Source organism: Streptomyces sp. NPDC030798 (genome assembly GCF_055572275.1).
In genome coordinates this window covers 39,524-62,029 of sequence record NZ_JBVIDR010000025.1, presented here as the reverse complement: position 1 = coordinate 62,029, position 22,506 = coordinate 39,524, and the positions used below count along the sequence as shown (strand labels likewise).

Annotated in this window: 18 protein-coding genes; 6 read left to right on the top strand and 12 right to left on the bottom strand. The window is 72.2% G+C overall.

Going from position 1 to position 22,506, the window contains the following annotated elements:
* Positions 1–152 precede the first annotated feature (152 nt).
* Together ACZ404_RS36085 and ACZ404_RS36080 are read right to left on the bottom strand one after the other, a co-directional pair.
* Entirely contained in the window at positions 153–1,013 is an 861-nt protein-coding gene (locus ACZ404_RS36085) for an esterase/lipase family protein (protein WP_468447483.1), read from the bottom strand.
* A 170-nt stretch (positions 1,014–1,183) separates the two neighbouring features.
* Complete coding sequence (locus ACZ404_RS36080) at positions 1,184–1,630, bottom strand: MarR family winged helix-turn-helix transcriptional regulator (protein ID WP_468447481.1); 447 nt, start codon at positions 1,628–1,630, stop codon at positions 1,184–1,186.
* Between the two features lie 94 nt (positions 1,631–1,724).
* Here ACZ404_RS36080 and ACZ404_RS36075 point away from each other — a divergent pair, with 94 nt between their 5' ends.
* On the top strand, positions 1,725–2,099 hold the full coding sequence (locus tag ACZ404_RS36075; protein ID WP_468447479.1) for a cupin domain-containing protein: 375 nt from the start codon (positions 1,725–1,727) through the stop codon (positions 2,097–2,099).
* On the opposite strand, the gene ACZ404_RS36070 is transcribed toward ACZ404_RS36075, so the two are convergent.
* From ACZ404_RS36070 to ACZ404_RS36050, 5 genes are all read right to left on the bottom strand, one after another.
* The gene (locus tag ACZ404_RS36070; protein WP_468447477.1) at positions 2,077–3,081 is read right to left on the bottom strand and encodes a DNA polymerase Y family protein; all 1,005 of its coding nucleotides are present in this window, start codon (positions 3,079–3,081) and stop codon (positions 2,077–2,079) included. The genes ACZ404_RS36075 and ACZ404_RS36070 overlap by 23 nt on opposite strands.
* Positions 3,078–6,581: a DNA polymerase III subunit alpha gene (locus ACZ404_RS36065; RefSeq protein WP_468447475.1), complete on the bottom strand. Its 3,504-nt coding sequence runs from the start codon at positions 6,579–6,581 to the stop codon at positions 3,078–3,080. Before ACZ404_RS36065 ends, ACZ404_RS36070 begins: the two co-directional genes overlap by 4 nt.
* A 193-nt stretch (positions 6,582–6,774) precedes the next feature.
* Positions 6,775–7,857, bottom strand: a complete 1,083-nt coding sequence (locus tag ACZ404_RS36060) for a S1 family peptidase (protein ID WP_468447473.1) — start codon at positions 7,855–7,857, stop codon at positions 6,775–6,777.
* A gap of 366 nt (positions 7,858–8,223) precedes the next feature.
* Positions 8,224–9,123, bottom strand: a complete 900-nt coding sequence (locus tag ACZ404_RS36055) for a S1 family peptidase (protein ID WP_468447471.1) — start codon at positions 9,121–9,123, stop codon at positions 8,224–8,226.
* A gap of 238 nt (positions 9,124–9,361) precedes the next feature.
* The gene (locus tag ACZ404_RS36050; RefSeq protein ID WP_468447493.1) at positions 9,362–10,537 is read right to left on the bottom strand and encodes a DUF5685 family protein; all 1,176 of its coding nucleotides are present in this window, start codon (positions 10,535–10,537) and stop codon (positions 9,362–9,364) included.
* Positions 10,538–10,789: 252 nt separating this feature from the next.
* Here ACZ404_RS36050 and ACZ404_RS36045 point away from each other — a divergent pair, with 252 nt between their 5' ends.
* Positions 10,790–11,227: a cell division protein SepF gene (locus tag ACZ404_RS36045; protein WP_468447469.1), complete on the top strand. Its 438-nt coding sequence runs from the start codon at positions 10,790–10,792 to the stop codon at positions 11,225–11,227.
* 37 nt (positions 11,228–11,264) lie between these two features.
* Here ACZ404_RS36045 and ACZ404_RS36040 read toward each other — a convergent pair whose 3' ends face one another.
* Together ACZ404_RS36040 and ACZ404_RS36035 are read right to left on the bottom strand one after the other, a co-directional pair.
* On the bottom strand, positions 11,265–12,455 hold the full coding sequence (locus ACZ404_RS36040; RefSeq protein ID WP_468447467.1) for an acyl-CoA dehydrogenase family protein: 1,191 nt from the start codon (positions 12,453–12,455) through the stop codon (positions 11,265–11,267).
* Between the two features lie 118 nt (positions 12,456–12,573).
* Entirely contained in the window at positions 12,574–14,181 is a 1,608-nt protein-coding gene (locus ACZ404_RS36035) for an MFS transporter (RefSeq protein WP_468447465.1), read from the bottom strand.
* Positions 14,182–14,441: 260 nt separating this feature from the next.
* On the opposite strand from ACZ404_RS36035, the gene ACZ404_RS36030 reads away from it, so the two are divergent.
* Complete coding sequence (locus ACZ404_RS36030) at positions 14,442–15,719, top strand: glycosyltransferase family 39 protein (protein WP_468447463.1); 1,278 nt, start codon at positions 14,442–14,444, stop codon at positions 15,717–15,719.
* A 249-nt stretch (positions 15,720–15,968) separates the two neighbouring features.
* Positions 15,969–16,991: a phosphatase PAP2 family protein gene (locus tag ACZ404_RS36025; RefSeq protein ID WP_468447461.1), complete on the top strand. Its 1,023-nt coding sequence runs from the start codon at positions 15,969–15,971 to the stop codon at positions 16,989–16,991.
* A 116-nt stretch (positions 16,992–17,107) separates the two neighbouring features.
* On the opposite strand, the gene ACZ404_RS36020 is transcribed toward ACZ404_RS36025, so the two are convergent.
* Positions 17,108–17,323 carry an I78 family peptidase inhibitor gene (locus tag ACZ404_RS36020; RefSeq protein WP_468447459.1) on the bottom strand — a complete coding sequence of 72 codons (216 nt, stop codon included), beginning with the start codon at positions 17,321–17,323 and terminating at the stop codon, positions 17,108–17,110.
* Positions 17,324–17,750: 427 nt separating this feature from the next.
* Here ACZ404_RS36020 and ctaD point away from each other — a divergent pair, with 427 nt between their 5' ends.
* Entirely contained in the window at positions 17,751–19,445 is a 1,695-nt protein-coding gene (gene ctaD, locus ACZ404_RS36015; protein ID WP_468447457.1) for an aa3-type cytochrome oxidase subunit I, read from the top strand.
* On the opposite strand, the gene ACZ404_RS36010 is transcribed toward ctaD, so the two are convergent.
* Entirely contained in the window at positions 19,327–20,367 is a 1,041-nt protein-coding gene (locus ACZ404_RS36010) for a helix-turn-helix transcriptional regulator (RefSeq protein WP_468447455.1), read from the bottom strand. The genes ctaD and ACZ404_RS36010 overlap by 119 nt on opposite strands.
* A gap of 80 nt (positions 20,368–20,447) precedes the next feature.
* Positions 20,448–21,113: a transglycosylase family protein gene (locus ACZ404_RS36005; protein WP_468447453.1), complete on the bottom strand. Its 666-nt coding sequence runs from the start codon at positions 21,111–21,113 to the stop codon at positions 20,448–20,450.
* Positions 21,114–21,653: 540 nt separating this feature from the next.
* Here ACZ404_RS36005 and ACZ404_RS36000 point away from each other — a divergent pair.
* Entirely contained in the window at positions 21,654–22,439 is a 786-nt protein-coding gene (locus tag ACZ404_RS36000; protein WP_468447451.1) for a hypothetical protein, read from the top strand.
* The last annotated feature ends 67 nt before the right edge of the window (positions 22,440–22,506 follow it).

Genomic DNA, 22,506 nt, shown 5'->3' with positions numbered 1-22,506 from the left:
CCCCCCCCCCCCCCCCCCCCCCCCCCCCCCCCCCCCCCCCCCCCCCCCCCCCCTCTTCCCCCCCCCCCCCCCCCCCCCCCCCCCCCCCCCCCCCCCCCCTCACCCCTCCCCCCCCCCCCCCCCCCCCCCCCCCCCCCCCCCCCGGCGGTACGTCAGCTGAAGACGGAGGCGCAGGTGGTGGCGGTGGCGTGGGCCGGGTCGAGCGCGTTGGTGACCTCGTGGAAGGCGATGCGGTCGAACAGGGCGATGGCCACGTGCTCGGAGAGGTCGAGCGGGCACAGGTTCTGGAGCAGGACGTTGTGGACGTCCGGCCCGCTCAGGTACTGGCTGCGCCAGGGGGTGGCCACCTCGTCGTACTGGGTGGCGATGACCGTGTAGTGCACGCCGGGCACGGTGTCGCCGTCGGCGTTGAGCTTGGTGAGGAAGTCGGAGCCGGTGATCTGGTCGGCGAGGCCGGGGGTCGAGGCCTTGATCAGGTCGGCGGCGCCGGGGAAGTACGGCAGCAGGTGGGTCAGGCCGTCCAGGTCGGTGCCGTGGTTGTCGGGGGCGAGGCCGACGAGGCTGTTCACCTTGGCGGCTCCGCCGAGGAACTTCAGGTAGTAGCGGGGCATCATGCCGCCCTGGGAGTGGCCGACCAGGTCGGCCTTGGCGGCGCCGGTGGCGGCGAGCACCTGGTCGACGAAGACGGAGAGCTGTTCGGCCGACTTGTCGATGGGGCCGAGGCCGTGGAACAGGGGGACGCCGGACAACTGGCCGTAGTCCAGGGAGAAGACGCAGTAGCCGCGGTGCTTGAGGTACGGGGCGAGGGCCAGCCAGTTGTCCACGGAGTTGCCGAGCGTGCCGTGGACCAGGACGACGGGGCGGGGGTGGGCGGCGGAGGGCTTGCAGGAGAAGTCGTTCCAGCCGGAGCTGGGGGCGGTCGACGCCTGGGCGGTGGCGGCGGGAACGACGGCGACGGCGGCGGTGAGGAGCAGCGCGGCGAGGGGTCTTATCACTCGCTTCCAGGGCAGCATCGTGTGATCTCCTTGCGGCTCAAGGGAGGTGCGACGGCCTAACCCTGTGATCCGGATCACGAGGATGCTGTTCACTCGTCAAGTTACGGGCGAGTAGTGCAAGTGTGAAGTTACGCGTCAGTAAAAACTTCCAGTGATAATCAGAGGTTTGCGCACACGCTGTCGAAACGTCACCAGGCGGGCCTGATCGGACCGTAGGGGGCGATGCGGGTCAAAGCGTCTCGCAGCGTGCGCAGTTCCCGCTCCCCGAGCAGTTCGGCCCACTCCCCCACCACCTCGGCGGCCGCCTCCTCCGCCGCCCGGGTGCAGGCCCACCCCCGCTCGGTGAGCACCACGAGCCGGGCCCGCGCGTCCCCGGGATGCGGGCGCCGCTCGGCATACCCCTTGCGCACGATCTCCTCCACCAGCTGACTGGCCGCCTGCTTGGTGACCCCGAGATGCGCGGCCAGCTCGGTGACACCGGCACCGTCCGGCGCGAGCCGGGCGAAGGCGAACCCGTGCGCGGGCCGGAGATCCGCGAACCCGCGCGCCATCACCCCCGCGTGGATGCGCTGCGTGAGATCGCCCGCCGCGGCGAGCAGGGCGGCGGACAGGGCCATGGCGTCGGAGTTGTGCACGGAGGAATTGAAACACCCTTGACGTGATGGTCAAGCTGCTTGACTATATGGTCAAGCTACTTGACCACTTGGCCTGCTGAACGGAGAACCCGCCATGCCCGTCGTCCGCTCCCACGAGGCCGTGTCCCACGAGATCCACGGCGCCCGCTTCGTCTCCTACGCGACCCCGCTCACCGGCAGCAGGGAACTGTGCGCCTGGCGCGGCGAGATCCCGCCCGGGACCAAGGCGCCCTCGCACACCGTGAACCGGGAGGAGATCTTCCATCTGCTCGTCGGCGACCTGCTGATCACTCTCGACGGCCACACCGAGCGGATCTCCGCCGGGGACACCGTGATCGTCAACCCGGGGGCCACCCTGGCCGTGGAGAACCCTGCGGAGCACACCGCCGTCTCCTGGGTCACCACTTCCGTGGGCCTCACCGCGCAACTGGCCGACGGCACGCTCCTCACGCCGCCGTGGGCCAACTGAGGGCGCACACCGCGGCCAGGGTGCCCGGGATGATCGCCCGGGGCCCGAACTTCGCCCGTGCCCGGTCCGCGACCTCCTCGATACGGCGGACCTTCTCGTCCCCGGGGTCGAAGGTGAGCTGGTGGGAGGCCTGGTCGGCGGGGGCGAGGCCCTCGGCGCGCAGGGCGAGGGCGCGGACCCGGGCGCGCTGCAGGCCCAGGGTCTCGTAGATGCCGTAGGCCGCCTTCGTCAGCGCGGCGGAGTGCGCGGTCGGTTCCCTCAGGGTGCGGCTGCGGGTGGTGGAGGAGCGGTCGGCGTAGCGGACGGTGAGGGTCAGGGTGCGGCAGACCTTCTCCACCGCGCGCAGCCGGGTGCCGATCTCCTCGGCGGCCGACAGCAGCGCCCTGCGGTGCCGGTCGGGGTCCAGCTCGTCGAGGTCGAAGGGGCGTTCGGCGACCAGGGACCGGGAGACGGCGTTGGGCACCACCCGGCCGCGGTCGACGCCGCTCGCCTTCTCGCGCAGCTCACGCCCCGCCTTCGCGCCGATCAGCCGCTGGAGCGTGGACAGCGGCGCGGTGGCGACCAGGCCCAGGGTGTCCAGGCCGTACTCGCACAGGGTACGGGCGGTCGCCGTGCCGACGCCGGGCAGCGCGGACACGGGCCGGCCGGCGAGGAACTCCGCGACGGCGTCCGGCTCCTCGGGCACCGCGCAGGTCACCCCGGGGCGGGCGTCGCGCAGCGCCACGCGGGCCAGCATCGGGCCCGGCCCGGCGCCGATCGCGCAGTCGACGCCGTACCGGGCGAGGGCCCGGACCCGGATCACCGAGGCCAGCTCCACGGCGCTGCGCCCGAAGTACCGCTCGGCGCCCCGGAGATCGGCCAGTGCCCCGTCCGGGGGCAGTGCCTGCACGACCGGGGTGAAGTCCTCCAGCAGCCCGAGCAGCCCGGGCAGGGCCGCCTCGTGCGCCGGCGGCAGCTGGAAACGTACGCAGAGGATGGTCATCCCGCACTCCCCGGACTCTGGTGCCACAACTTCCTTCCCACCGCGGGCCCTTCGCCCGCGGGGCGCAGATCGGCCCAGGGGTGCATCTCGTACCCCGTGGGCATGCGGATCCGCCGGCCCTCCATCGGGTCGGGGGCAGCCGAGCCGGCCGGTGCGGGCAGTCCGTCCGAACCGGCGACCCGGGCCCGGGACGGACCGCCGCCGCCCCCCGGCGCGGAGCCGTCCCCGGCGTCGCCGGGCGGCTCGGCGAGGCGGGCCGCGACCCCGTCGAGTCCCTCCTCCCGGCGCACCTCCAGCAGGTCCGCGAGGTTCCAGGCGGCGGAGCCCACCACGCTGAGGCTGCGCGGGCCGCGCCGCTGCACCACGCCGCGCACCAGCAGCAGCCAGGAGTGGAAGACGGTGTGCGCGCAGGCGTCGTGGGAGTCGTCGAAGAAGGCGAGGTCGACCAGGCCCGTGCCGTCGTCCAGCGTGGAGAAGATGACCCGCTTGCCGGACCGGATCGGCGGGGTCTGGGTGGCCGCCTTGGCGCCCGCGACCAGCACGGTCTCCCCGTGCCGGGCCTCGCGCAGCCGCCGTGCCGAGACCACGCCCAGCTCGTCCAGGAACTCCCGGTGGTCGTCCATCAGATGGCGCGAGGCGTCCATGGACAGCACGCCCAGCTCGGCGCTGAGCCGCTCCGCCGGGGAGAGGTCGGGCAGGCCGGCCGAGGCGGTCCTCCGGCCGCCGGCGAGCGGGAGTTGGCCGCCGCCTCCGCCCCGGGCGCCCCGGTGCAGCTCGGTCAGGTGCAGTTGCAGATCACGGCGGTTGGCGCCGAACGCGTCCAGCGCGCCCACCTGGGCGAGCCGTCCGGCGAGCGGGCGACTCGGGCGGGCCCGTTCCCAGAAGTCCAGCAGGGAGGCGTACGGCTGTCCGTCCGCGATCCGCCGCGCCTCCGCCTCGCTGATGCCGTGCACGTCGCAGAGGGCGAGCCGAAGTCCCCACACCCGAGGCGATTCAGACACCAGTTCGATCCTGTGTGCGACCCCGGACGCGTTCACGTCCAGCGGCAGGATCGGCACGCCGCGCCGCCGCGCGTCCGCCAGCAGCAGCCGCTTGGGGTACATCCCGGGGTCGTGCGTGAGCAGCCCGGCGTAGAAGGCGGCCGGGTGATGCGCCTTCAGCCAGGCCGACTGGTAGGTCGGTACGGCGAACGCGACGGCGTGCGCCTTGCAGAAGCCGTACGACCCGAACGCCTCGACGATCTCCCAGGTCCGCCGAATCGTTTCCGCGTCGTACCCGTTCGCCGCCGCGGCCTGCGCGAACCACACCTTGATCCGACCCTGGGACTCCGGGTCGGACAGCCCCCGCCGCACCCGGTCCGCCTCGCCGCGCCCGCAGCCGGTCAGGACGGCGACGATGTCGATGACCTGCTCGTGGAAGACGACGACCCCGTACGTCTCCTTCAACGGCCGCTCCAGGTCCGGGTGCGGGTAGCGGACGGGTGCCCGCCCGTGCCGGGCCTCGATGAATGGTCGCACCATGTCGGCGGCGACCGGCCCGGGACGGAACAGGGAGATGTCGACGACCAGGTCGTGGAAGGTGCTCGGCTGCAGCCGCCCCACCAGGTCCCGCTGGCCCGGCGACTCGATCTGGAAGCAGCCCAGCGTCTCGGCGGACCGGATGAGCCGGTACGTCGCCGGGTCGCCCGGCGCCACCGCGTCCAGGTCGACCCGCTCCCCCGTCACCCGCTCCACCTCGGCGACCGCGTGCGCCATCGCCGACTGCATCCGCACGCCCAGCACGTCCAGTTTGAGCAGCCCGAGGTCCTCCACGTCCTCCTTGTCGAACTGCGACATCGGCAGCCCCTCGCCGCTGGTCGGCACCACCGGCGTACGGGCGAGCAGCGAGGCGTCCGACAGCAGCACCCCGCACGGGTGCATGGCGACGCCGCGCGGCAGCGCGTCGAGCGCCTCGACCAGCTCCCAGAGCCTGCCGTACTTCTCCTTCTCCCCGGCGAGCCGCCTCAGCTCGGGCAGCTCCTCCAGCGCGGCGCGGGCGTCCCGGGCCCGGATGTGCGGGAAGGACTTGGCCACGCGGTCGATCTCGGCCGGGTCCATGGACAGGGCGGCGCCCACGTCCCGCACGGCGTGCCGGACCCGGTAGGTCTCGGGCATGGAGACGGTGGCCACCCGCTCGGTGCCGAACCGGTCGATGATCGCCCGGTAGACCTCGAGGCGGCGCGCGGACTCCACGTCGATGTCGATGTCCGGCAGCACCACCCGCTCCTTGGACAGGAACCGCTCCATCAGCAGCCCGTGCTCGATCGGGTCGGCGTGCGCGATGCCGAGGAGGTGGTTGACCAGCGACCCGGCGCCGGACCCGCGGGCGGCCACCCGGATGCCCATCTTCCGTACGTCGTCGACGACCTGGGCGACGGTCAGGAAGTACGAGGCGAAGCCGTGGTGGGCGATGATGTCCAGCTCGTGGTGCATCCGCTCCCAGTAGGCGCGCCGGCCGCCGTGGCCGAGCCGCACCATCCCCGCCGCGGCCCGCGAGGCGAGTGCCCGCTGGGCGGTGCGGCGGCCCGCGCCGACGAGGTGCGCCTCGGGGAAGTGGACCGTGCCGATGCCGAGGTCGTCCTCGGGGTCGACCAGGCACTCGGCGGCCGTGGCCCCGGTCTGCTCCAGCAGCCGGTGGGCGGTGTCGCGCCGGTAGCCGGCCGCCTCCACGATCCGCTCGGCGACCCGCAGCATGGCCTGGGCGTCCTTCAGCCAGGCCTCGCCGGAGTCCAGTTCCTTGCGCGGGTCGATCGGCACCAGCCGGCGGGCGGCGTCCAGGACGTCGGCGACCGGACCCTGGCCCGGGTCGGCGTAGCGGACGGCGTTGCTGAGCACCGGCCGGACGCACTGCTCGGCGGCGAAGCCGACGGTGCGGGCGGCCAGCCGCAGGGAGCCGGGGCCCGTGCCCTCGCGCCCGTGCCAGACGGCCTCCAGCCGCAGCGCGTCGCCGTAGACCTCGCGCCAGGGGGCGAGCAGCTTCGCGGCCCGGTCGGGGCGCCCCGCGGCGAGGGCGCGCCCCACGTCGGACCCCGGCCCGAGCAGTACGGTCAGGCCGTCGCCGCTGTTGCCGGACCAGGGAAGCAGGGGCGGGCCCTCGCCCGCGTGCGCCGCCGTGACGAGCCGGCACAGATCGGCCCAGCCCCGGGCGCCGTCCCGGGCGAGGAAGGTCACCCGGGGGGTCGACTCGTCGACGAAGGCACCGCCGCGCACCGGGGTGCGGCGCCTCTCACGGTGCGGCAGCTCCGCCTCCGCCACCGCCAGGTCCACCCCGAACAGCGGACGGACGCCGGACCCGGCGCAGGCCTTGGCGAAGCGGACGGCGCCGGCGAGGGTGTCGCGGTCGGTCAGGGCCAGGGCGTCCATGCCCCGCTCGGAGGCGCGCTCGGCCAGCCGCTCCGGGTGCGAGGCGCCGTACCTCAGGGAGAACCCGGAGACGGTGTGCAGATGCGCGAAGCCCGGCAACGCACCTCCCGTTCTCGTGAGCCCCGACCGGCTCTCGAACATCAGTTCCCAATTTCCCCACCCCCACCATACCCCCATTCTCGAACATCCGTACGACACCCGCGCGGCAGTCACTGACCTGCGCAAACACCGGAAAGCCCCGCCCCTGGGACCCGGGGCGGGGCTTCCTTGTGCGAAGGGCGGAGCCGGAGACTCAGCCGATCTGCGTACCTGTGGCCGACAGCGCCTCGGTGACCGGCTGGAAGAAGGTCTCCCCGCCCAAGGTGCAGTCGCCACTGCCACCGGAGGTCAGGCCGACGGCCTGGTCGCCCGAGAAGAGCGAGCCGCCGCTGTCGCCGGGCTCGGCGCACACATCGGTCTGGATCAGTCCGCTGACCGTGCCCTCCGAGTAGTTCACGGTGGCGTTCAGACCGGTGACCGTGCCGTCGTGCACCCGGGTGGTGGAGCCGCTGCGGGTGACCTTCATGCCGACCGTGGCCTCGGTCGCACCGGTGATCTTCTGGGCGGAGCCGTTGTAGAGGTCGACCTCGCTCGGGTGGGCGGTGTCGCCGGTGTACTTCACCAGGCCGAAGTCGTTGCCCGGGAAGCTGGACTGCTCGTTCCTGCCGATGACGCCGCCCGAGGAGTCCGACCAGGTGGAGATGGCCTGGGTGCAGTGCCCCGCGGTCAGGAAGTACGGCCGGCCGCCCTTGACCACGTTGAAGCCGAGCGAGCAGCGCCCGCCCGAGCCGGTGATGGCGTCACCGCCGGCGATGAAGGGCTTGAACTCCCCCGGGGACCGCTTCAGTTCGGCCTTGCCGCCGAGCCCGTCGACGACCTTGCTCAGCCTGCTCCACTCGTTCCCGGACACCGTCCGGTCGGCGGTGACGACGACCTTGTCGGTGACCGGATCGGTCGCCCACGAGGTGCCGGGGATGGTGGCGTCCTGCTTCAGCGTCGTGCGGGCGCTGTCGAGTTCGGCGAGCGAGTGGGCGACGACTCTCGCCTTCGCTCCGGCCGCCTCGACGGTCCTCGCGGCGGTGGCGTCGAGCACGTTCACGACGAGGCTTCTGGCCCGGGCGTCGTAGTAGCTGCCGGCCGCGTCCGGACCGAGGCTCTCGATGAGCGTCGAGGCGAGCTTTCCGGCCGCCGGGGCGGACAGGACCCGCGGCTGGGCCGTGCTCGCGCCGGGCTCGCTGGCGTTCGCATTCTGCAAGGTGACCCCCGCGGCGACCAGCGCGGCGATTCCCGCGCCGGCCACGGCGACCCGGCGCCGGGGTATGCGTCGGTGCTTCAACTCACGTCCTCCTGTGGGGGGTCGGCCCGCGAGTTGTGGGGACTGCGCGGACCGGAAGGCTGGTTGACGGGCGCCCACTCTTCCGAACCGCACAGGGAGCACACAAGGTCGACTTCAGGACGCGCGTGGAGAGGGCTTGCGCGCTCCTTCCGCGCCCCTCCCCTCTTGACCGTTCGCAGTCATCCCAGGGAATTCGCACCGCAAATACTACGGGCGAGTAGCCTTCTGCGGACGGTGACGGCGTCCGCTGGCTTGATCTCGCCCCTGACGCCCCGCCAGAACTCTTTCGCACCAGGGGCGGCGGAAGGCCCCCGCACGCAGCTCGCGTGCGGGGGCCCCGCTCATGCGTCGCCCGGAAGGGAGATCTCAGCCGACGCTCACGCCGTACGCGCTCAGCGCCTCGGTGACCGGCTGGAAGAACGTCGTACCGCCGCTGCTGCAGTTGCCGCTGCCGCCGGAGGTCAGGCCGTAGGCCGTGGTGCCGGAGTACAGCGGGCCGCCGCTGTCGCCGCCCTCGGCGCAGACGGTGGTCTGGATCAGGCCGTAGACGATGTCACCGCCGCCGTAGTTGACGGTGGCGTTCAGCGCGGTGACCCGGCCACTGTGCGTGCCCGTGGTGGAGCCGCGGCGGTAGACGGTCGTGCCCACGGACGGGGTGGCGGCCCGGGTGATGGTCTGGCTGCCGACCGCGCTCGGGTGCGCGACGGAGGAGTTGGTGTACCGCACCAGGGCGTAGTCGTTGCCCGGGAAGCTGTAGCTGACGTTCGTGCCCAGCACGGTGGTGTGGTTGGAATTGCTGTACCACGTGGAGGCCACCTGGCCGCAGTGGCCGGCGGTCAGGAAGTAGTACGTGCTGCCGCTGTGCACGTTGAAGCCGAGCGAGCAGCGGTACTGGCCGCCGTAGATGGCGTCGCCGCCGGTGATCAGCTTGTTGAACTTGCCGGGGGTGTGCTTGATGGTGAGCGCGCCGGCGGTGGTGCCGGCCTGCTGCTTGATCCGGGCGATCTCGGCCTTGGAGACCGTGCTGTCGACGGTGACGACGACCCGGTTCGTCCGGCTGTCCACGGCCCAGGCCGTGCCGGGTACGTCGGCCTTCAGGACGGAGTCGCTGGCCCTGGTGAGCTGGTTGGCGCTGAACGCGGCGCCGTCGCTCGCGTTCGCGGTGGGGGCGGCGAACGCTGCCGCGGCGAGGAATCCGGTGGCCACGGCGATCAGCCGGGTCCGTCTTGCGGTGCCGCTGCGGGGAGTGGTGCGCTTGATCCTCACTTTTCGTTCCCTCCCAGGGGAAGTCGGGGGCCCGCGTGGGGTCGGGGCCCGTGAGGCGCAGCCAGGGAACGCGCCGGGGATTCCCGAACACTCATGCCCCTGACAAGCGCTGAGGGGGAGTATTCGGCCGAACGGCCGGTCGGCACAAGGGCGCCTTTCGGCCGTCAAGCTTTGAACCACCCGGACGCAGCAGCGCCTGACACCGGATCAGGCACTCGCGCGTGACGGCGGGAGCCGCTCAGCAGCCGTCGCACGGACAGCAGCAGCAGTCGCAGCCGTCGCAGCCGTCGCACGGACAGTCGCAGTCGCAGTCGGAGCAGCAGCCCTCCCGCTTCTTCCGGGACCACGGGCCCTCGTACTCGTCCGCGCAGCACATCCGGCACGTGCAGCACAGCGCGAGGAACGCCCCGCAGCCGGCCAGGAACCCGCGCGGCGCCTTGGGCTTCTGCGGCGCGTACGGCCCGTACGGGCCACTCGGTCCGTAGGGGCCCGGCGCCTGGGGTCCCGTTCCGTACAGCCCCGGCTCCTGGGGCCCCGGCCGGTGCGCCGCGCACGTCGGCAGGGTGCCGAACGCCCGGTCCACCGAGCGCCGCAGTTCGTGCGCGAGCAGCAGATGGACCAGCCGGCCGTCGGCGAACTCCGCCTCGCGCAGCGCGAGCCGGATGCCGTGCAGGGCGTCGTCGGCGAGCCGGCGGGCCTCGGTGAGCGGGGTGCCCGTGGCGGTGAGGGGGTTCCAGGCTCCCGAGAGCGCGTCGGCGTGCCGGTCCTCCACGGCGTCCAGGAGGTGCGCGAGGCGCCCGAAGAGGCGGCCGGCCTCCGCGAGCGGTTCGGCGTTGTCCGGCCGCCCGGCCAGCACCGCCGTGTGCGCGAACGCGGCCGCGGTGGCCGTCTCGGTCGGCTCGGTGACGGTCAGCAGCGGGGTGCCCGGTCCGGCCAGGGCCTCGATGCCGGTCTGCCGGTCGACGGCGTCGACGAGGACACCGGTGTCGAAGCCGACGGCGGAGCCGCTGTGCGCGCCGGCCCGCCCCCAGCCCGCCGCGACCCGGCGCGCCGCGGCGGCCACCGGCCGGCGGGCCATCAGTCCGTCGCGGTCGGCGACATGGTCGCGCACCTTGGCGGAGGCGAGGACCAGGGAGACGGCGGCGGCGAGCCGGGCGCCCTCACCCTGGGCGACGGACGCCGTCCGCATCCCGCGCAGGGCGCACGGCCCGGCGGTGCGCCGGGCTCCGCCCACCATGCCCGCCTGAGCCTCCGTCAATACCGATATGAGAAGTCCGTCGTAATTCGTTACGATACGAGCGAACTGTCCGTGATCCCGGCGCAGGGCGAGACACAGCCCGCACAAGTGGGCCATCCACTGGGCTTTGAGGCTCTCCCCGAGCCGATGACCGCACGGTCTGACGATTCCGAACACGTCGATCCCCCGTGGCGGATTCACCCGGACGCCCCGTGCGTCACCCATCCGCCGATGACTATCATATTTCACTCTCAGTCAGCAGCTGTATGAGTTGCGGCCCTTGGGGCACAAGGACTCTCGACGGATCGGCTGTGCACCAGTACCGTCACAAACCCCCCGCGCGGCGTCTATTCACTTGGCGCGCCGTCCGCATCATGGATGACCATAGGGATGCGGAAGCAAGAAAGACCGCTGTGAGAGGAGGCGTCCATGGGATCGGTACGCAAGGCGAGTGCGTGGCTCGGCCTCGTCGACGACAACGATGACGAGCGCTACTACGACGACGACTACTCCGAGGGCACCGAGTCCGGGGACGCCTGGGTCACGGACCCCCGGGTGAAGGTGGCCACGGACACCGCCGAGGAGAAGGGCCGCCGGATCGGCACGGTCACCCCGGACAGCTTCCGGGACGCCCGCGCGATCGGCGAGCTGTTCCGGGACGGCGTCCCGGTCATCGTGAACCTCACGGCGATGGAGCCCGCCGACGCCAAGCGCGTCGTGGACTTCGCGGCCGGACTGACCTTCGGCCTGCGCGGCACGATCGAGCGGGTCGCGAACCGGGTCTTCCTGCTGACGCCGTCCAACACGGAGATCGTGAGCGGCGAGCCCGCCTCCCGCCGCGAGGACGGCTTCTTCAACCAGAGCTGAGGCAGGGCCGCGCACCGGCCCTGCCTTCGCCCGGTGCTCACCGGAAGGCGTCGAGCCCGGTGAGCGCCTTGCCCAGCACGAGCTGGTGCATCTCGACGGTGCCCTCGTAGGTGAGCACCGACTCGAGGTTGGTCGCGTGCCGCATCACGGGGTATTCGAGGGAGATCCCGTTGGCACCGAGGATCGTCCGCGCCGTACGGCAGATCTCGATCGCCTCGCGGACGTTGTTGAGCTTGCCGAAGCTGACCTGCTCGGGACGCAGGCGGCCGGCGTCCATCCGCCGCCCCAGATGATGGGCGAGCAGGATTCCCTTGTGCAGTTCGACCGCCATGTCGGCGAGCTTGGCCTGGGTGAGCTGGAAGCCGCCGATGGGCCGCCCGAACTGCTCCCTGGTCCTCGCGTAGTCCAGCGCCGCCTCGAAGCTGCTGCGCGCGGCACCCATCGCGCCCCAGACGATGCCGTAGCGGGCGTGCGAGAGACAGCTCAGCGGTCCGCGCAGGCCGGCGCCCTCCGGCAGGACGGCGGTGGCGGGCAGCCGTACGTCGTCCAGGACCAGCTCGCTGGTGACGGAGGCGCGCAGCGACCACTTGTGCTTGATCTCGGGGGCCGAGAACCCGGGGCTGTCGGTGGGGACGACGAAGCCGCGAATCCCCTCCTCCGTCTGCGCCCAGACGACGGCCACCCCGGCGACCGATCCATTGGTGATCCACATCTTGCGGCCGTTCAGCACCCAGTCGTCGCCGTCGCGCTTGGCGTGGGTGCGCATGGAGGCGGGGTCGGAGCCGTGGTCGGGCTCGGTGAGGCCGAAGCAGCCGATCACCTCGCCGGCGGCCATGCGCGGCAGCCACTGCTGCTTCTGCTCCTCGCTGCCGAACCGGTGGATCGCGTACATGGCGAGGGATCCCTGCACCGAGACGAGCGAGCGGATGCCCGAGTCGGCGGCCTCCAGCTCCAGACAGGCCAGGCCGTACTGCACGGCCGTGGCGCCCGCGCAGCCGTACCCGGTGAGCGACATGCCGAGGGCACCGATGCCGCCGAGCTCCCGCGCGAGGTCCCTGATGCCGGGCAGCTCGCCCTTCTCGTACCAGTCGGCGACGTACGGCAGCACGCGGTCGGCAGCCCAGCCGCGGACCGTGTCCCGGATCGCCAGGTCCTCCGCATCCAGCAGGTCGTCGAGCCCGAGCGGGTCGGCGGCGTCGAACGGGGGCAACTTCGCGGACGCGGACATGGAACACCCTCCGGAACACGGCTACTGGCGTTGCGGGCGCCGCCAATAAATTAGCAGCGCTAGTTACGATTCTGCGGCCGACGTTACGGTGCGGTGCGCCGCACGTCCAGAGCGGGGGTCAGGCCGAGACCCTCGGCTTCTCGGCCTCGCGCGGGGAGGGCACGCCCACCTCGAGGGGCTCCTCGCCGCAGCTCATGACCCGGGGCAGCCGCAGTGCCATCGCCGCGCCCAGCAGCAACAGGCCGGCGCTCACCAGCAGGGTCACGTGCAGCCCGTGCACGAAGGACTCACGGGCGGCCCGGCGCAGTGCGGCGCCGGGGGCTCCGCCCAGCCGCCCGGCGACCTCGTAGGCCTCGCCGAGCGAGTGGCCCGCCGCCGCCGACGCGCCCGAGGGGACGCCCGGCACCCCGGCGAGACCCGGCGCGTAGGCCGCGTTCATCACACTGCCGAGCAGCGCGATCCCGATCCCGGCGCCGAGCTGGTACGAGGTCTCGCCGATCGCCGCCGCCCCGCCGGCCTGGCCCGCGGGGGCCTCGCTCAGCATCGACTCGTAGGCCCCGAAGAGGGTGGTCTCCAGGCCGAAGCCGAGCAGCACGAAGCCGGCGAGCAGCAGGGGCGGGTCGTCGGCAGCGCCCATCGCGGTCAGCGTGACGACCGCCGCGGCGGTGAGGCAGAAGCCGAAGCAGACCATGCGGCGCGGCCCGAACCGGCGCAGCATCCGCGCGCCCGCGAGGCCCGCCGCCATCGCCGCGATGGTCAGGGGCAGCAGTCTGAGGCCCGTCTCCAGCGGGGAGAGTCCGAGGACGAGCTGCAGGTACTGCGCGGCGATCAGTTCCAGGCCCACCAGCGCGAGCATCGCCAGCACGATGCAGCCCACCGAGGTGCTGAACGCCGGCCGGCGGAACATGCTCAGGTCCACCAGGGGGTGCGGGCGCCCGCCCTGCCGCCGGACGAAGAGGACGAGCAGTGCCGCGCCCACCAGCAGCGGAACCAGGGTCAGCGGGCTCGCCACCGGCTCGGCCCCGCCGAGCCGCTTCACCCCGAAGACCACGCCGAACAGGCCGCCGGCCGCCATCAGCGCACCGGCCACGTCCCAGGGACCGTCGCCCTCGCCCCGCGACTCGGGCAGCAGCATCCGCCCGACCGGCAGGCTGACCAGCATCAGCGGGATGTTGACGAGGAAGACCGCGCCCCACCAGAAGTGCTCCAGAAGGAAGCCGCCGAGCAGTGGCCCGACCGCGGCGCCCACGGCGGCGACGGCGCTCCAGATCCCGATGGCCAGCGCGCGCTCGCGCCGGTCGGGGAAGACCTGGCGGAGGATGGACAGGGTCGCCGGCATGATCATCGCACCGCCGACGCCGAGCAGCGCGCGGGCGAAGATCAGCATCTCGGCGGACTGCGCGAAGGCGGCCACGGCGGAGGCGACGCCGAAGAGCGCGTACCCGAGCAGCAGGATGCGTCTGCGGCCGACCCGGTCGCCGAGCGTGCCGAAGAGGATCAGCAGCGAGGCGCAGACCAGCGGGTAGGTGTCGACGATCCAGAGCAGTTCTATGGCGCCGGGCCGGAGGTCCTCCGTGACGGCGGGGACCGCCACGTGCAGCACGGTCGCGTCGACGGCGACGAGCAGCAGGCTGACGCACAGGACGACGAGCACGACCCAGCGGTTGGCACCGGCCCCGGCCGCCCGACGGCGCAGCCGAACGGCAGCCGTGGTCGTCCCGGACATGTACGTACCTCCCAGATGATCCCTCGCGTGCGGCGGATCGGCGGGGTGGGGACTCCCCGTCGTACGGCCGGAGAGGAGCGGCGTCTCCGGCCCGCGCAAACCCACGCGGGTGACTCGTCAGCGTACGCGAGTTCGCCGCGCGGACGCGTGGCGGACCTCTCACACGCGGGACCGAACCCGTGTGGCGTACGCCACTTCGTCCGTCCTCGACCACGCCCCGGCGACCTGCCCGGTTCCCGCTCCTGTCGATAATCGAGCCCGTGACCGACCTTGCGACGCGCGTGGCAGCACCCCGCGCCCCCCTTCTGCGCCGGGCGGCCCCGGCCCTTCTCGGGTACGCGGCCGTCCGTGCGCTGGGCCTGGCCGTGCTGGCCGTGTGGAGCGCCGCGCGCGGCAAGAGCGCGTACACGCTGCTGACCGCGCGGTGGGACTCCCTCTGGTATGCGCGCGTCGCCGGCCCGGGCTATGGCTACGAGGTGCGGCTGCCGAACGGCGACGTCCATTCCGACCTGGCCTTCTTTCCGCTGCTGCCGTGGCTGGAGCGGCTGCTGCACGCGGTCGCGCCGCTGTCGTACGCGGACGCCGGCTTCGTCGTCAGCCTGCTCGCCTCGCTCGCGGCGGCCGGGGGGATCTTCGCGGTCGCGGAGCGGCTGTACGGGCACCGGACGGGCCTGTTCGCGGTACTGCTCTGGGCGGCGCTGCCGGTGGGGATCGTGCAGTCGATGGCCTACAGCGAGTCCTTGTTCACGGCGCTGGCCGCGTGGTCGCTGTACGCGGTGCTGAGCGGCCGGTGGCTCGGCGCGGGACTGCTGGCGGCCCTGGCGGGACTGACCCGGCCCGTGGGGCTCGCGGTGGTCGCGGCGGTGGGGGTGACGGGCGTGCTCTCTTTCGTGCACGACCGACGCACGCAGGGCGCGGAGGGCGCTCACGAGCCAACTGGCGCCCCCGAGTCGCCCGATGGCGCCCCCCTAGCCTCATCGGCCTCAGGCGCCCTTTTGTCATCACGCGCCCCAGAAGCGAACAGCGCGCCGGGTGCCCCCGCTTGGCGCCGGGCGCTCGGGCTGCTGCTCGCTCCCCTGGGCGCGGCCGGCTATGTGCTGTGGGTCGGGTGGCACACGGGCAGGGGGCCGCTGGGATATCTGGACGTGCAGGCCGGATGGCGCAACGGGTTCGACGGCGGGTACGCCTTCGCCCGCTTCGTGGCCGCCATGTTCACGTCCTTTCCGTCGGCTCTCGCCGGCGCCGGCCTGATCCTCGGCGTGGCGCTGCTGATCCGGCTGTACGTCACCGGAGTACGGCAGCGTCAGCCTCTGGCGCTGCTGGTGTACACGGGTGTCGTCCTCGCCCTCGCCCTGTGCGCGTCGAGTTACTTCGGCTCGAAACCGCGGCTGCTGATGCCGGCCTTCCCGGTGCTCTTCCCGCTCGCCCGCGCCCTGGCCCGGCTGCGGACGCCGCGATCGGCGCTGGTCACCGCGGGTGTGGCGGTGGCGTCGGCGGTGTACGGGGCGTTCTGGCTGAACGGCTCCGGGCCGCCGTGAGCCGCGCCGTCGGCCGCTCCCACGGCCGATGACGCTCCGGATAATTCCAACCCATGCACCGGTGAACGCATTCATAAGGCCGATATAAACAACACCCGGCATGATCAAAGGAATTGCATCAAGCAGCTTCACAGGATTGTGGAATCCCGGTAATTCTGGCCACTCCTGAGAGGTTTCCCACATCACATCGTCATCACAAAGCCGCTGTTTCGACCGGGAACTGAGCTCACTCGCTGTAACGTCGATTGGGTGCGTACCGAACGAAACCTCACCCGGCGTCTGGACCGGGTGTTCGCCAGACTGGACCGTGAGCCGGAACGACCGGCTCACATCGATGTGCCCAGGATGAGCCGGCACCGGGTCGTGCTGTTCACCGCGACCCTCGCCTTCTACCTGGCGATCGTGTGGGCCGTGGTGATCACCTCCTGGCTGGTCCGGCTCGACTGGCAGGTCATGTTCTTCCGGCCGTACCAGCAGTGGCCGCAGATCCACGCCTTCCTCGACTACTACGTGGTGCTGGGCCAGCGCGGCCCCACCGCCGTGATGGTCGCGGCCTGGCTCGGCTGGCGCTCCTGGCGGCAGCACACCCTGCGTCCCCTGCTGACCCTGGCCGCCTCGCTGCTGCTGCTGAACATCACGGTCGGTGCCGCCAAGTACGGCATGGGACGGCTCGGTCCGCACTACGCGACGGCGATCGGCTCGAACGAGATGGGGATGGGCGGGGATATATTTCCCAGCGGCCACACCGCCAACGCCGTGGTGACCTGGGGGATTCTGGCGTATCTGGCCTCCACCCCGCGGGCCCGCCGCTGGCTGTCCGCGATCTCGGCGGTCACCTCGCTCGGCGTCGGCCTCACCACCGTCTACCTCGGTACGCACTGGCTGAGCGACGTGCTGCTGGGCTGGGCCGCGGGCCTGCTGATCCTGCTCGCCCTGCCCTGGTGCGAGCCACTGATCGCCAGGGCCGAGACCGCGCTGTTCGACCTGCGCGACCGCTGGCGCTCCCGCCGCGGCCGTACGGTGCCGGCGCCGGCCGTGCCCGTCACCCCGGTGGTCCTCAAGCCCCGCGCGGTGCCCGCCGAGCAGCGGCACACCCCGGCGCGCGAGCCGGTGTCGCCGGGGCGCGGCACCCGGGCACCGGTCCATCTGGCGCCCGGTTCGCGCGCGGTCCGTTCCGAGCGCACCCCGGTCACCCCGGTGGGCAGCCGCCGCCCGCCGCACGCCGACCGGCTGCCCCGCGGCGCCTCCCAGCCGGCCCGTCCACTGACCTGACGGTCCGCCACCGGACGGGGCCCCGGTACGCACATCCCGGCCCCCGCAGTCCGAAGGCCCCGCATCCCGGTCCAGGGAGCGGGGCCTTCGGACTGCACGGAGCCGATCCGCCGGGGTCAGCCCTTCCAGGCGCGGGCCACCCGGCCGTCCCGTACCTCGAAGTTGAGCCGCCCCACCCGGTATTCCATGGTGATGATCGCGCCCGGTGGCAGCGACCGTACCGTCGACCACCCGCGCTCCCGGGCGAGCCGCTCGGCATGCGGGGCGTCGAGGCCGACGTACCCCTCCGGACTGTCCTTCGGCTCCGCTGACGGAGTGGGAATGGGTGCCATGCGGCCACGCTAGGCGCAGGCGGGCGACGACGGAAGCCGGACCCTGCGGCGCACCCGCCGGGTTCCTCTCCGGTCACACTTCTGTCACAGGTTCCCGACACGCGAGGGCACCGAACTCCTCACTCGCTCGTGGGTTTCCGGACGACTCGCCGGGGTAATCGAACAGAATTCCCGCGGGTCGGAGCACCCCTTCGAATTTCTGGCCGGAAAACGCGCCCCAGGAGAGCCGGTGGTCGGATTCCGCGCGGAATCCGGAGCGCCCCCGGGCCGGCTGACGCCGCATGGGAAATTCACCGATTCAGCACACAATCGCCGTATCCCCCTGGTGCGCCGCGCGCCCCGGCGCGCATCATGGGCGTCAGCTCGCGGGTACGCGTGCCGCGGGCTGCAGCGGGCCCGGGGCGCGAGGTGCGAAGGGCGGCGAGCGATGGGGACCGAGACCGTACGGGCGACGTCAGCGGGAGTCCACGGCGGGCGGCGGGTCGGCCGGCTGGTGGTGGTATGGCTCACCACCACGGACCACAAGAAGATCGGCCACCTGTATCTGATCACCTCTTTCGCCTTCTTCCTTGCGGGCGGAATCATGGCGCTGCTGATGCGCGCCGAACTCGCCCGGCCGGGGCTGCAGATCATCAGCAACAACCAGTTCAACCAGTTGTTCACGCTGCACGGCACGATCATGCTGCTGCTCTTCGCCACCCCGAGTTTCGCGGGGTTCGCCAACGAGCTGATGCCGCTGCAGATCGGCGCCCCGGACGTGGCCTTCCCGCGGCTGAACATGCTGTCGTACTGGCTGTTCCTGTTCGGCGGGCTGATCGTGCTGGGCTCGCTGCTCACGCCCGACGGCCCGGCCGCCTTCGGCTGGTTCGCCTACGCGCCGCTCAACAACACCGCGCACTCCCCCGGCATCGGCCCCGACCTGTGGATCATGGGGCTCGCGCTGTCCGGCTTCGGGACGATCCTCGGCGCGGTCAACTTCGTCACCACGATCATCGGCATGCGCGCGCCGGGCATGACGATGTTCCGGATGCCGATCTTCACCTGGAACACCCTGTTCACCTCGATCCTCATCCTGCTGGCGTTCCCGGTGCTGGCGGCGGCGCTGCTGGTGCTGGAGGCGGACCGGCGGCTCGGCTCGCAGGTGTTCGAGGCGGCCAACGGCGGGGCGCTGCTGTGGCAGCACCTGTTCTGGTTCTTCGGGCATCCCGAGGTGTACATCATCGCGCTGCCGTTCTTCGGGATCATCACGGAGATCATCCCGGTGTTCAGCCGCAAGCCGATCTTCGGTTATCTGACCCTGGTCGGCGCGACGATGGCGATCACGGGACTGTCGATGGTGGTGTGGGCGCACCACATGTTCGCCACCGGAGCGGTGCTGCTGCCGTTCTTCTCCTTCATGTCGTTCCTGATCGCGGTACCGACGGGCGTGAAGTTCTTCAACTGGACCGGGACGATGATCAGGGGCTCGCTGTCGTTCGAGACGCCGATGCTGTGGTCGACGGGCTTCCTGGTGACGTTCCTGTTCGGCGGTCTGACCGGGGTGATCCTGGCCTCGCCGCCGCTGGACTTCCACGTCACGGACACCTACTTCGTCGTCGCCCACTTCCACTACGTCGTCTTCGGCACCGTGGTCTTCGCGGTCTTCGCCGGCTTCTACTTCTGGTGGCCGAAGTTCACCGGGAGGATGCTGGACGAGCGGATCGGCAAGATCCACTTCTGGACGCTGTTCGTCGGCTTCCACACCACGTTCCTGGTGCAGCACTGGCTGGGCGCCGAGGGCATGCCCCGCCGGTACGCCGACTATCTCGCCGCCGACGGGTTCACCGCGCTCAACACCGTCTCCACCATCGGCGCCTTCCTGCTCGGGCTGTCGACCCTGCCGTTCCTCTACAACGTCTGGAAGACCGCGCACCACGGCGCGAAGGTCGAGGTGGACGACCCCTGGGGCTACGGCCGCTCCCTGGAGTGGGCGACCTCCTGCCCACCGCCCCGGCACAACTTCGTCACCCTGCCCCGGATCCGCTCCGAGGCGCCGGCGTTCGACCTGCACCACCCGAAGTACGCGGCGCAGGTGCCGCAGCCCGAGCCAAAGCGGCATCAAGCCGGTCCCGAACGGTCCTGATCGTCTCGGTCAGCTCGACGGGCTCCAGCACCTCGAACGGGAAGCCCATCATCATGATGTGCACGACCATCACCTCGAGGTTCCCGGCGCCGCTGCGCAGGACGCACGCGTGGTCGCCGTCGGCCTCGAGCGTCCCGGCGGAGGGTGAGACGCGCTCGGCGGCCTCGTGCAGCGGCACCAGCAGGCGGACGGCGGAGTGCGTGGCGTACGCCTGCGTGGAGACGCCCTTCGAGACATAAGCGGCCAGGTCCTCGGCGGGCGGCTCGCGCGGGGTGAAGCGGGGGCCGTGCGGCGGCCTGGGCGTGATGCGGTCGACGCGGAACGTGCGCCAGTCCTCCCGGTCCACGTCCCAGGCGACCAGGTACCAGCGCCGCTCGGTGCACACCAGCCGGTGCGGTTCGACGGTACGGCGGCTCTCCGTGCCCTCGTGGCTCCGGTACGCGAAGCGCAGCCGCTCGGCGTCCCGGCACAGGTGGGCGAGTTCGGTGAGCAGGGCCGGGTCGACGGCGCCGGCCGGCGGACCGCCGCGCAGCATCGGCACGGTGAAGGCGTTGAGGGCGCCCACCCGGCGGCGCAGCCGGTCCGGCAGCACCTGCTCCAGCTTGGCGAGGGCCCGTACGGAGGTCTCGCCGATGCCCTCGATGCCCTGTCCGGCGGCGGTGCGCAGGCCCACGGCGACGGCGACGGCCTCGTCGTCGTCCAGCAGCAGCGGGGGCAGTTCGGCGCCCGCGCCCAGCTGGTAGCCGCCACCGGTGCCGGGGCTGGCGTTGACCGGGTAGCCGAGCTCGCGCAGCCGGTCCACGTCCCGCCGTACGGTGCGCGGGGTGACGCCGAGCCGCTCGGCGAGTTCGGAGCCGGACCACTCGCGGTGGGCCTGGAGCAGCGAGAGCAGACGCAGCAGACGTGCCGAGGTCTCCAACATGGGGCGAGTCTGCCAGGGGATGCGGACAGCCGCTGTCCTGAACTGCGGACAGCGGCTGTCGCCGGCGCGAGGGCCGTCGCTCAGAGCGCGAGACGCTGGCCGGGCACGATCAGGTTCGGGTCGTCGCCGATGACCTTCTTGTTGGCGGCGTAGATCCGCTGCCAGGTGGTGCCGTGCCGGGCGGCGACGAGGCTCAGGGTGTCGCCCTCGCGGACGGTGTAGTCGCCGCGGGTGGCGCTGCGGTTGGTGTGGGTCGCCGGGCGTTCCGGCGCCTTGGGCGCGGACTTCGCCGGGGCGGACTTCGTCGTCGCGCCGCTCTTGGCCGCCGTGCCGGAGGCATCGGCCGCGGGCGCGGCCCCGGTGGCTCCGGCGCGGGCCGAGCAGACCGGCCAGGCGCCCCAGCCCTGGGCGCGCTGGACCTTGGTGGCGACGGCGATCTGGGCGCCGCGCGAGGCCTGGTCGGCCGTCGGGGCGTAGGCGGTGCCGCCGTACGCGCGCCAGGTGCCGGCGGAGAACTGGAGCCCGCCGTAGTAGCCGTTGCCGGTGTTGATGTGCCAGTTGCCGCCGCTCTCGCACTGGGCGATGCGGTCCCACACCCCGGTGTCCGCCGCGGCGGCGTTGCCGGTCGCGGCCAGCAGCCCCAGCGGGGCCAGCAGCGCGGCTCCGGCGAGGACGGCCGTCGTACGGCCCTTGCGGGCGCTGTCGTCGGACGGGGTGCTGCGGGTGGTATCGGCACACTCGGACATGTAGTTCCCTCTCCACGAACCCGGGCTCCCCCGGACGGGACGCGCCTTCCCACGCAGGCCGTGGTGCGGTCGCGCCCGCCCCGTCCGCCGCGGCCGGTGCGGCGATCGTGCGATGCCTGTGCCGGCCGGCGGACGTACCCGAGCGGTGCTCGTTGCACACGGCGGAGGAATCTAGGGAGGTGGGGCGTCCGGCAGCAACCAACTGCCCGTCGCTCCAGGCCAGTTCGCGGTTACCTCAGGTATCGGCGATTTTCGGCCAGCCTTTTCATGCCCTGATTTCACGATTTTTCGACCACTCGTCCGGCCGATCTGTGACTCACTTCACCCATTCAAGTTCCTTGACTGCGCGCGTACTTGACCGTGAGTGGCCGATTCCGCACCGATCGTGACCCTGTGCGGTGGATGGTTCGATTCCGTTCGCCTCGGGGCGTGACCCCCACCACAGGACGTCCGTTGTCTTCTTCATGAGCCCGAAAACCCGGGGGCTCATCGGCCGGGAGCCACCCGGCCGATCCAGCACCGCATTCCGAGGGAGCCACCGTGCCGCGCATGCTCGACGTCAGTGACGCCGTACGCGCCGAGATCGGCGACGAAGAAGCCGACCGGCTGCTCGCCGGAGAGAACGCCCCGGGCAGTTACGACTGCACGTCCTGCCGCACCCCGGGCGACTCCGAGCAGGAGCGCACCAGCACCGTTCTGTTCGTCGGCGACGAGACGGCCGTCCTCGCCTTCGCCCACGCCGGCTGTCTGCCCTCGCAGGTCGTGCAGGTCACCGAGGAGCAACTGCAGGGCGCCGTCCGCTCGATCGGCGGTGACGTGGCCGGTGCCGGCGGGGCGCGGGGCGCCGTGCCCGAGCAGGCCGTGCTCGGCGTGACCAGCGGACTCGTGCTGATCGAGGGCGAGTTGCACCCGGCGCTCGTGGTCGAGCCGACCGCGCCGATCGTGCGCCCCGGCTCCACCGGGGCCGGCGACGACTTCCTGCCGCTGCTCATCGAGCAGGGCTTCATGCCGGTGACCGAGCTGGTGTCCGTGCCGTCGGTGCTGCACGGCTGGTCGGTGCTGCTCGCCGTGGGGCAGCTGCACGCGGTGCTCCAGCCCGGGGCCGACGGGGGGCAGCCGGTGGCCTGGTGGCAGGCGCACCAGCCACTGCAGGTGACCGACAGCTGGCGGGCCGCCGCCAACAAGCACCAGCAGGTGCTGATGTTCGCGGCGCCGGTGGGCTCGATCGGCCGCCAGCCGCGCGAGGACCTGCTCCGGGAGGCACTGGACAAGGCGGCGGCGAACGGCAAGCTGGTCGCGGCGGCGCTGCCGCTCGCGGGGACGTGATTCACGCCGCTCCCCGCGCCCCCAAAAGCGTCGTCGGCCGCATCTCTTCCGCGCTGCCGTCGTTTGG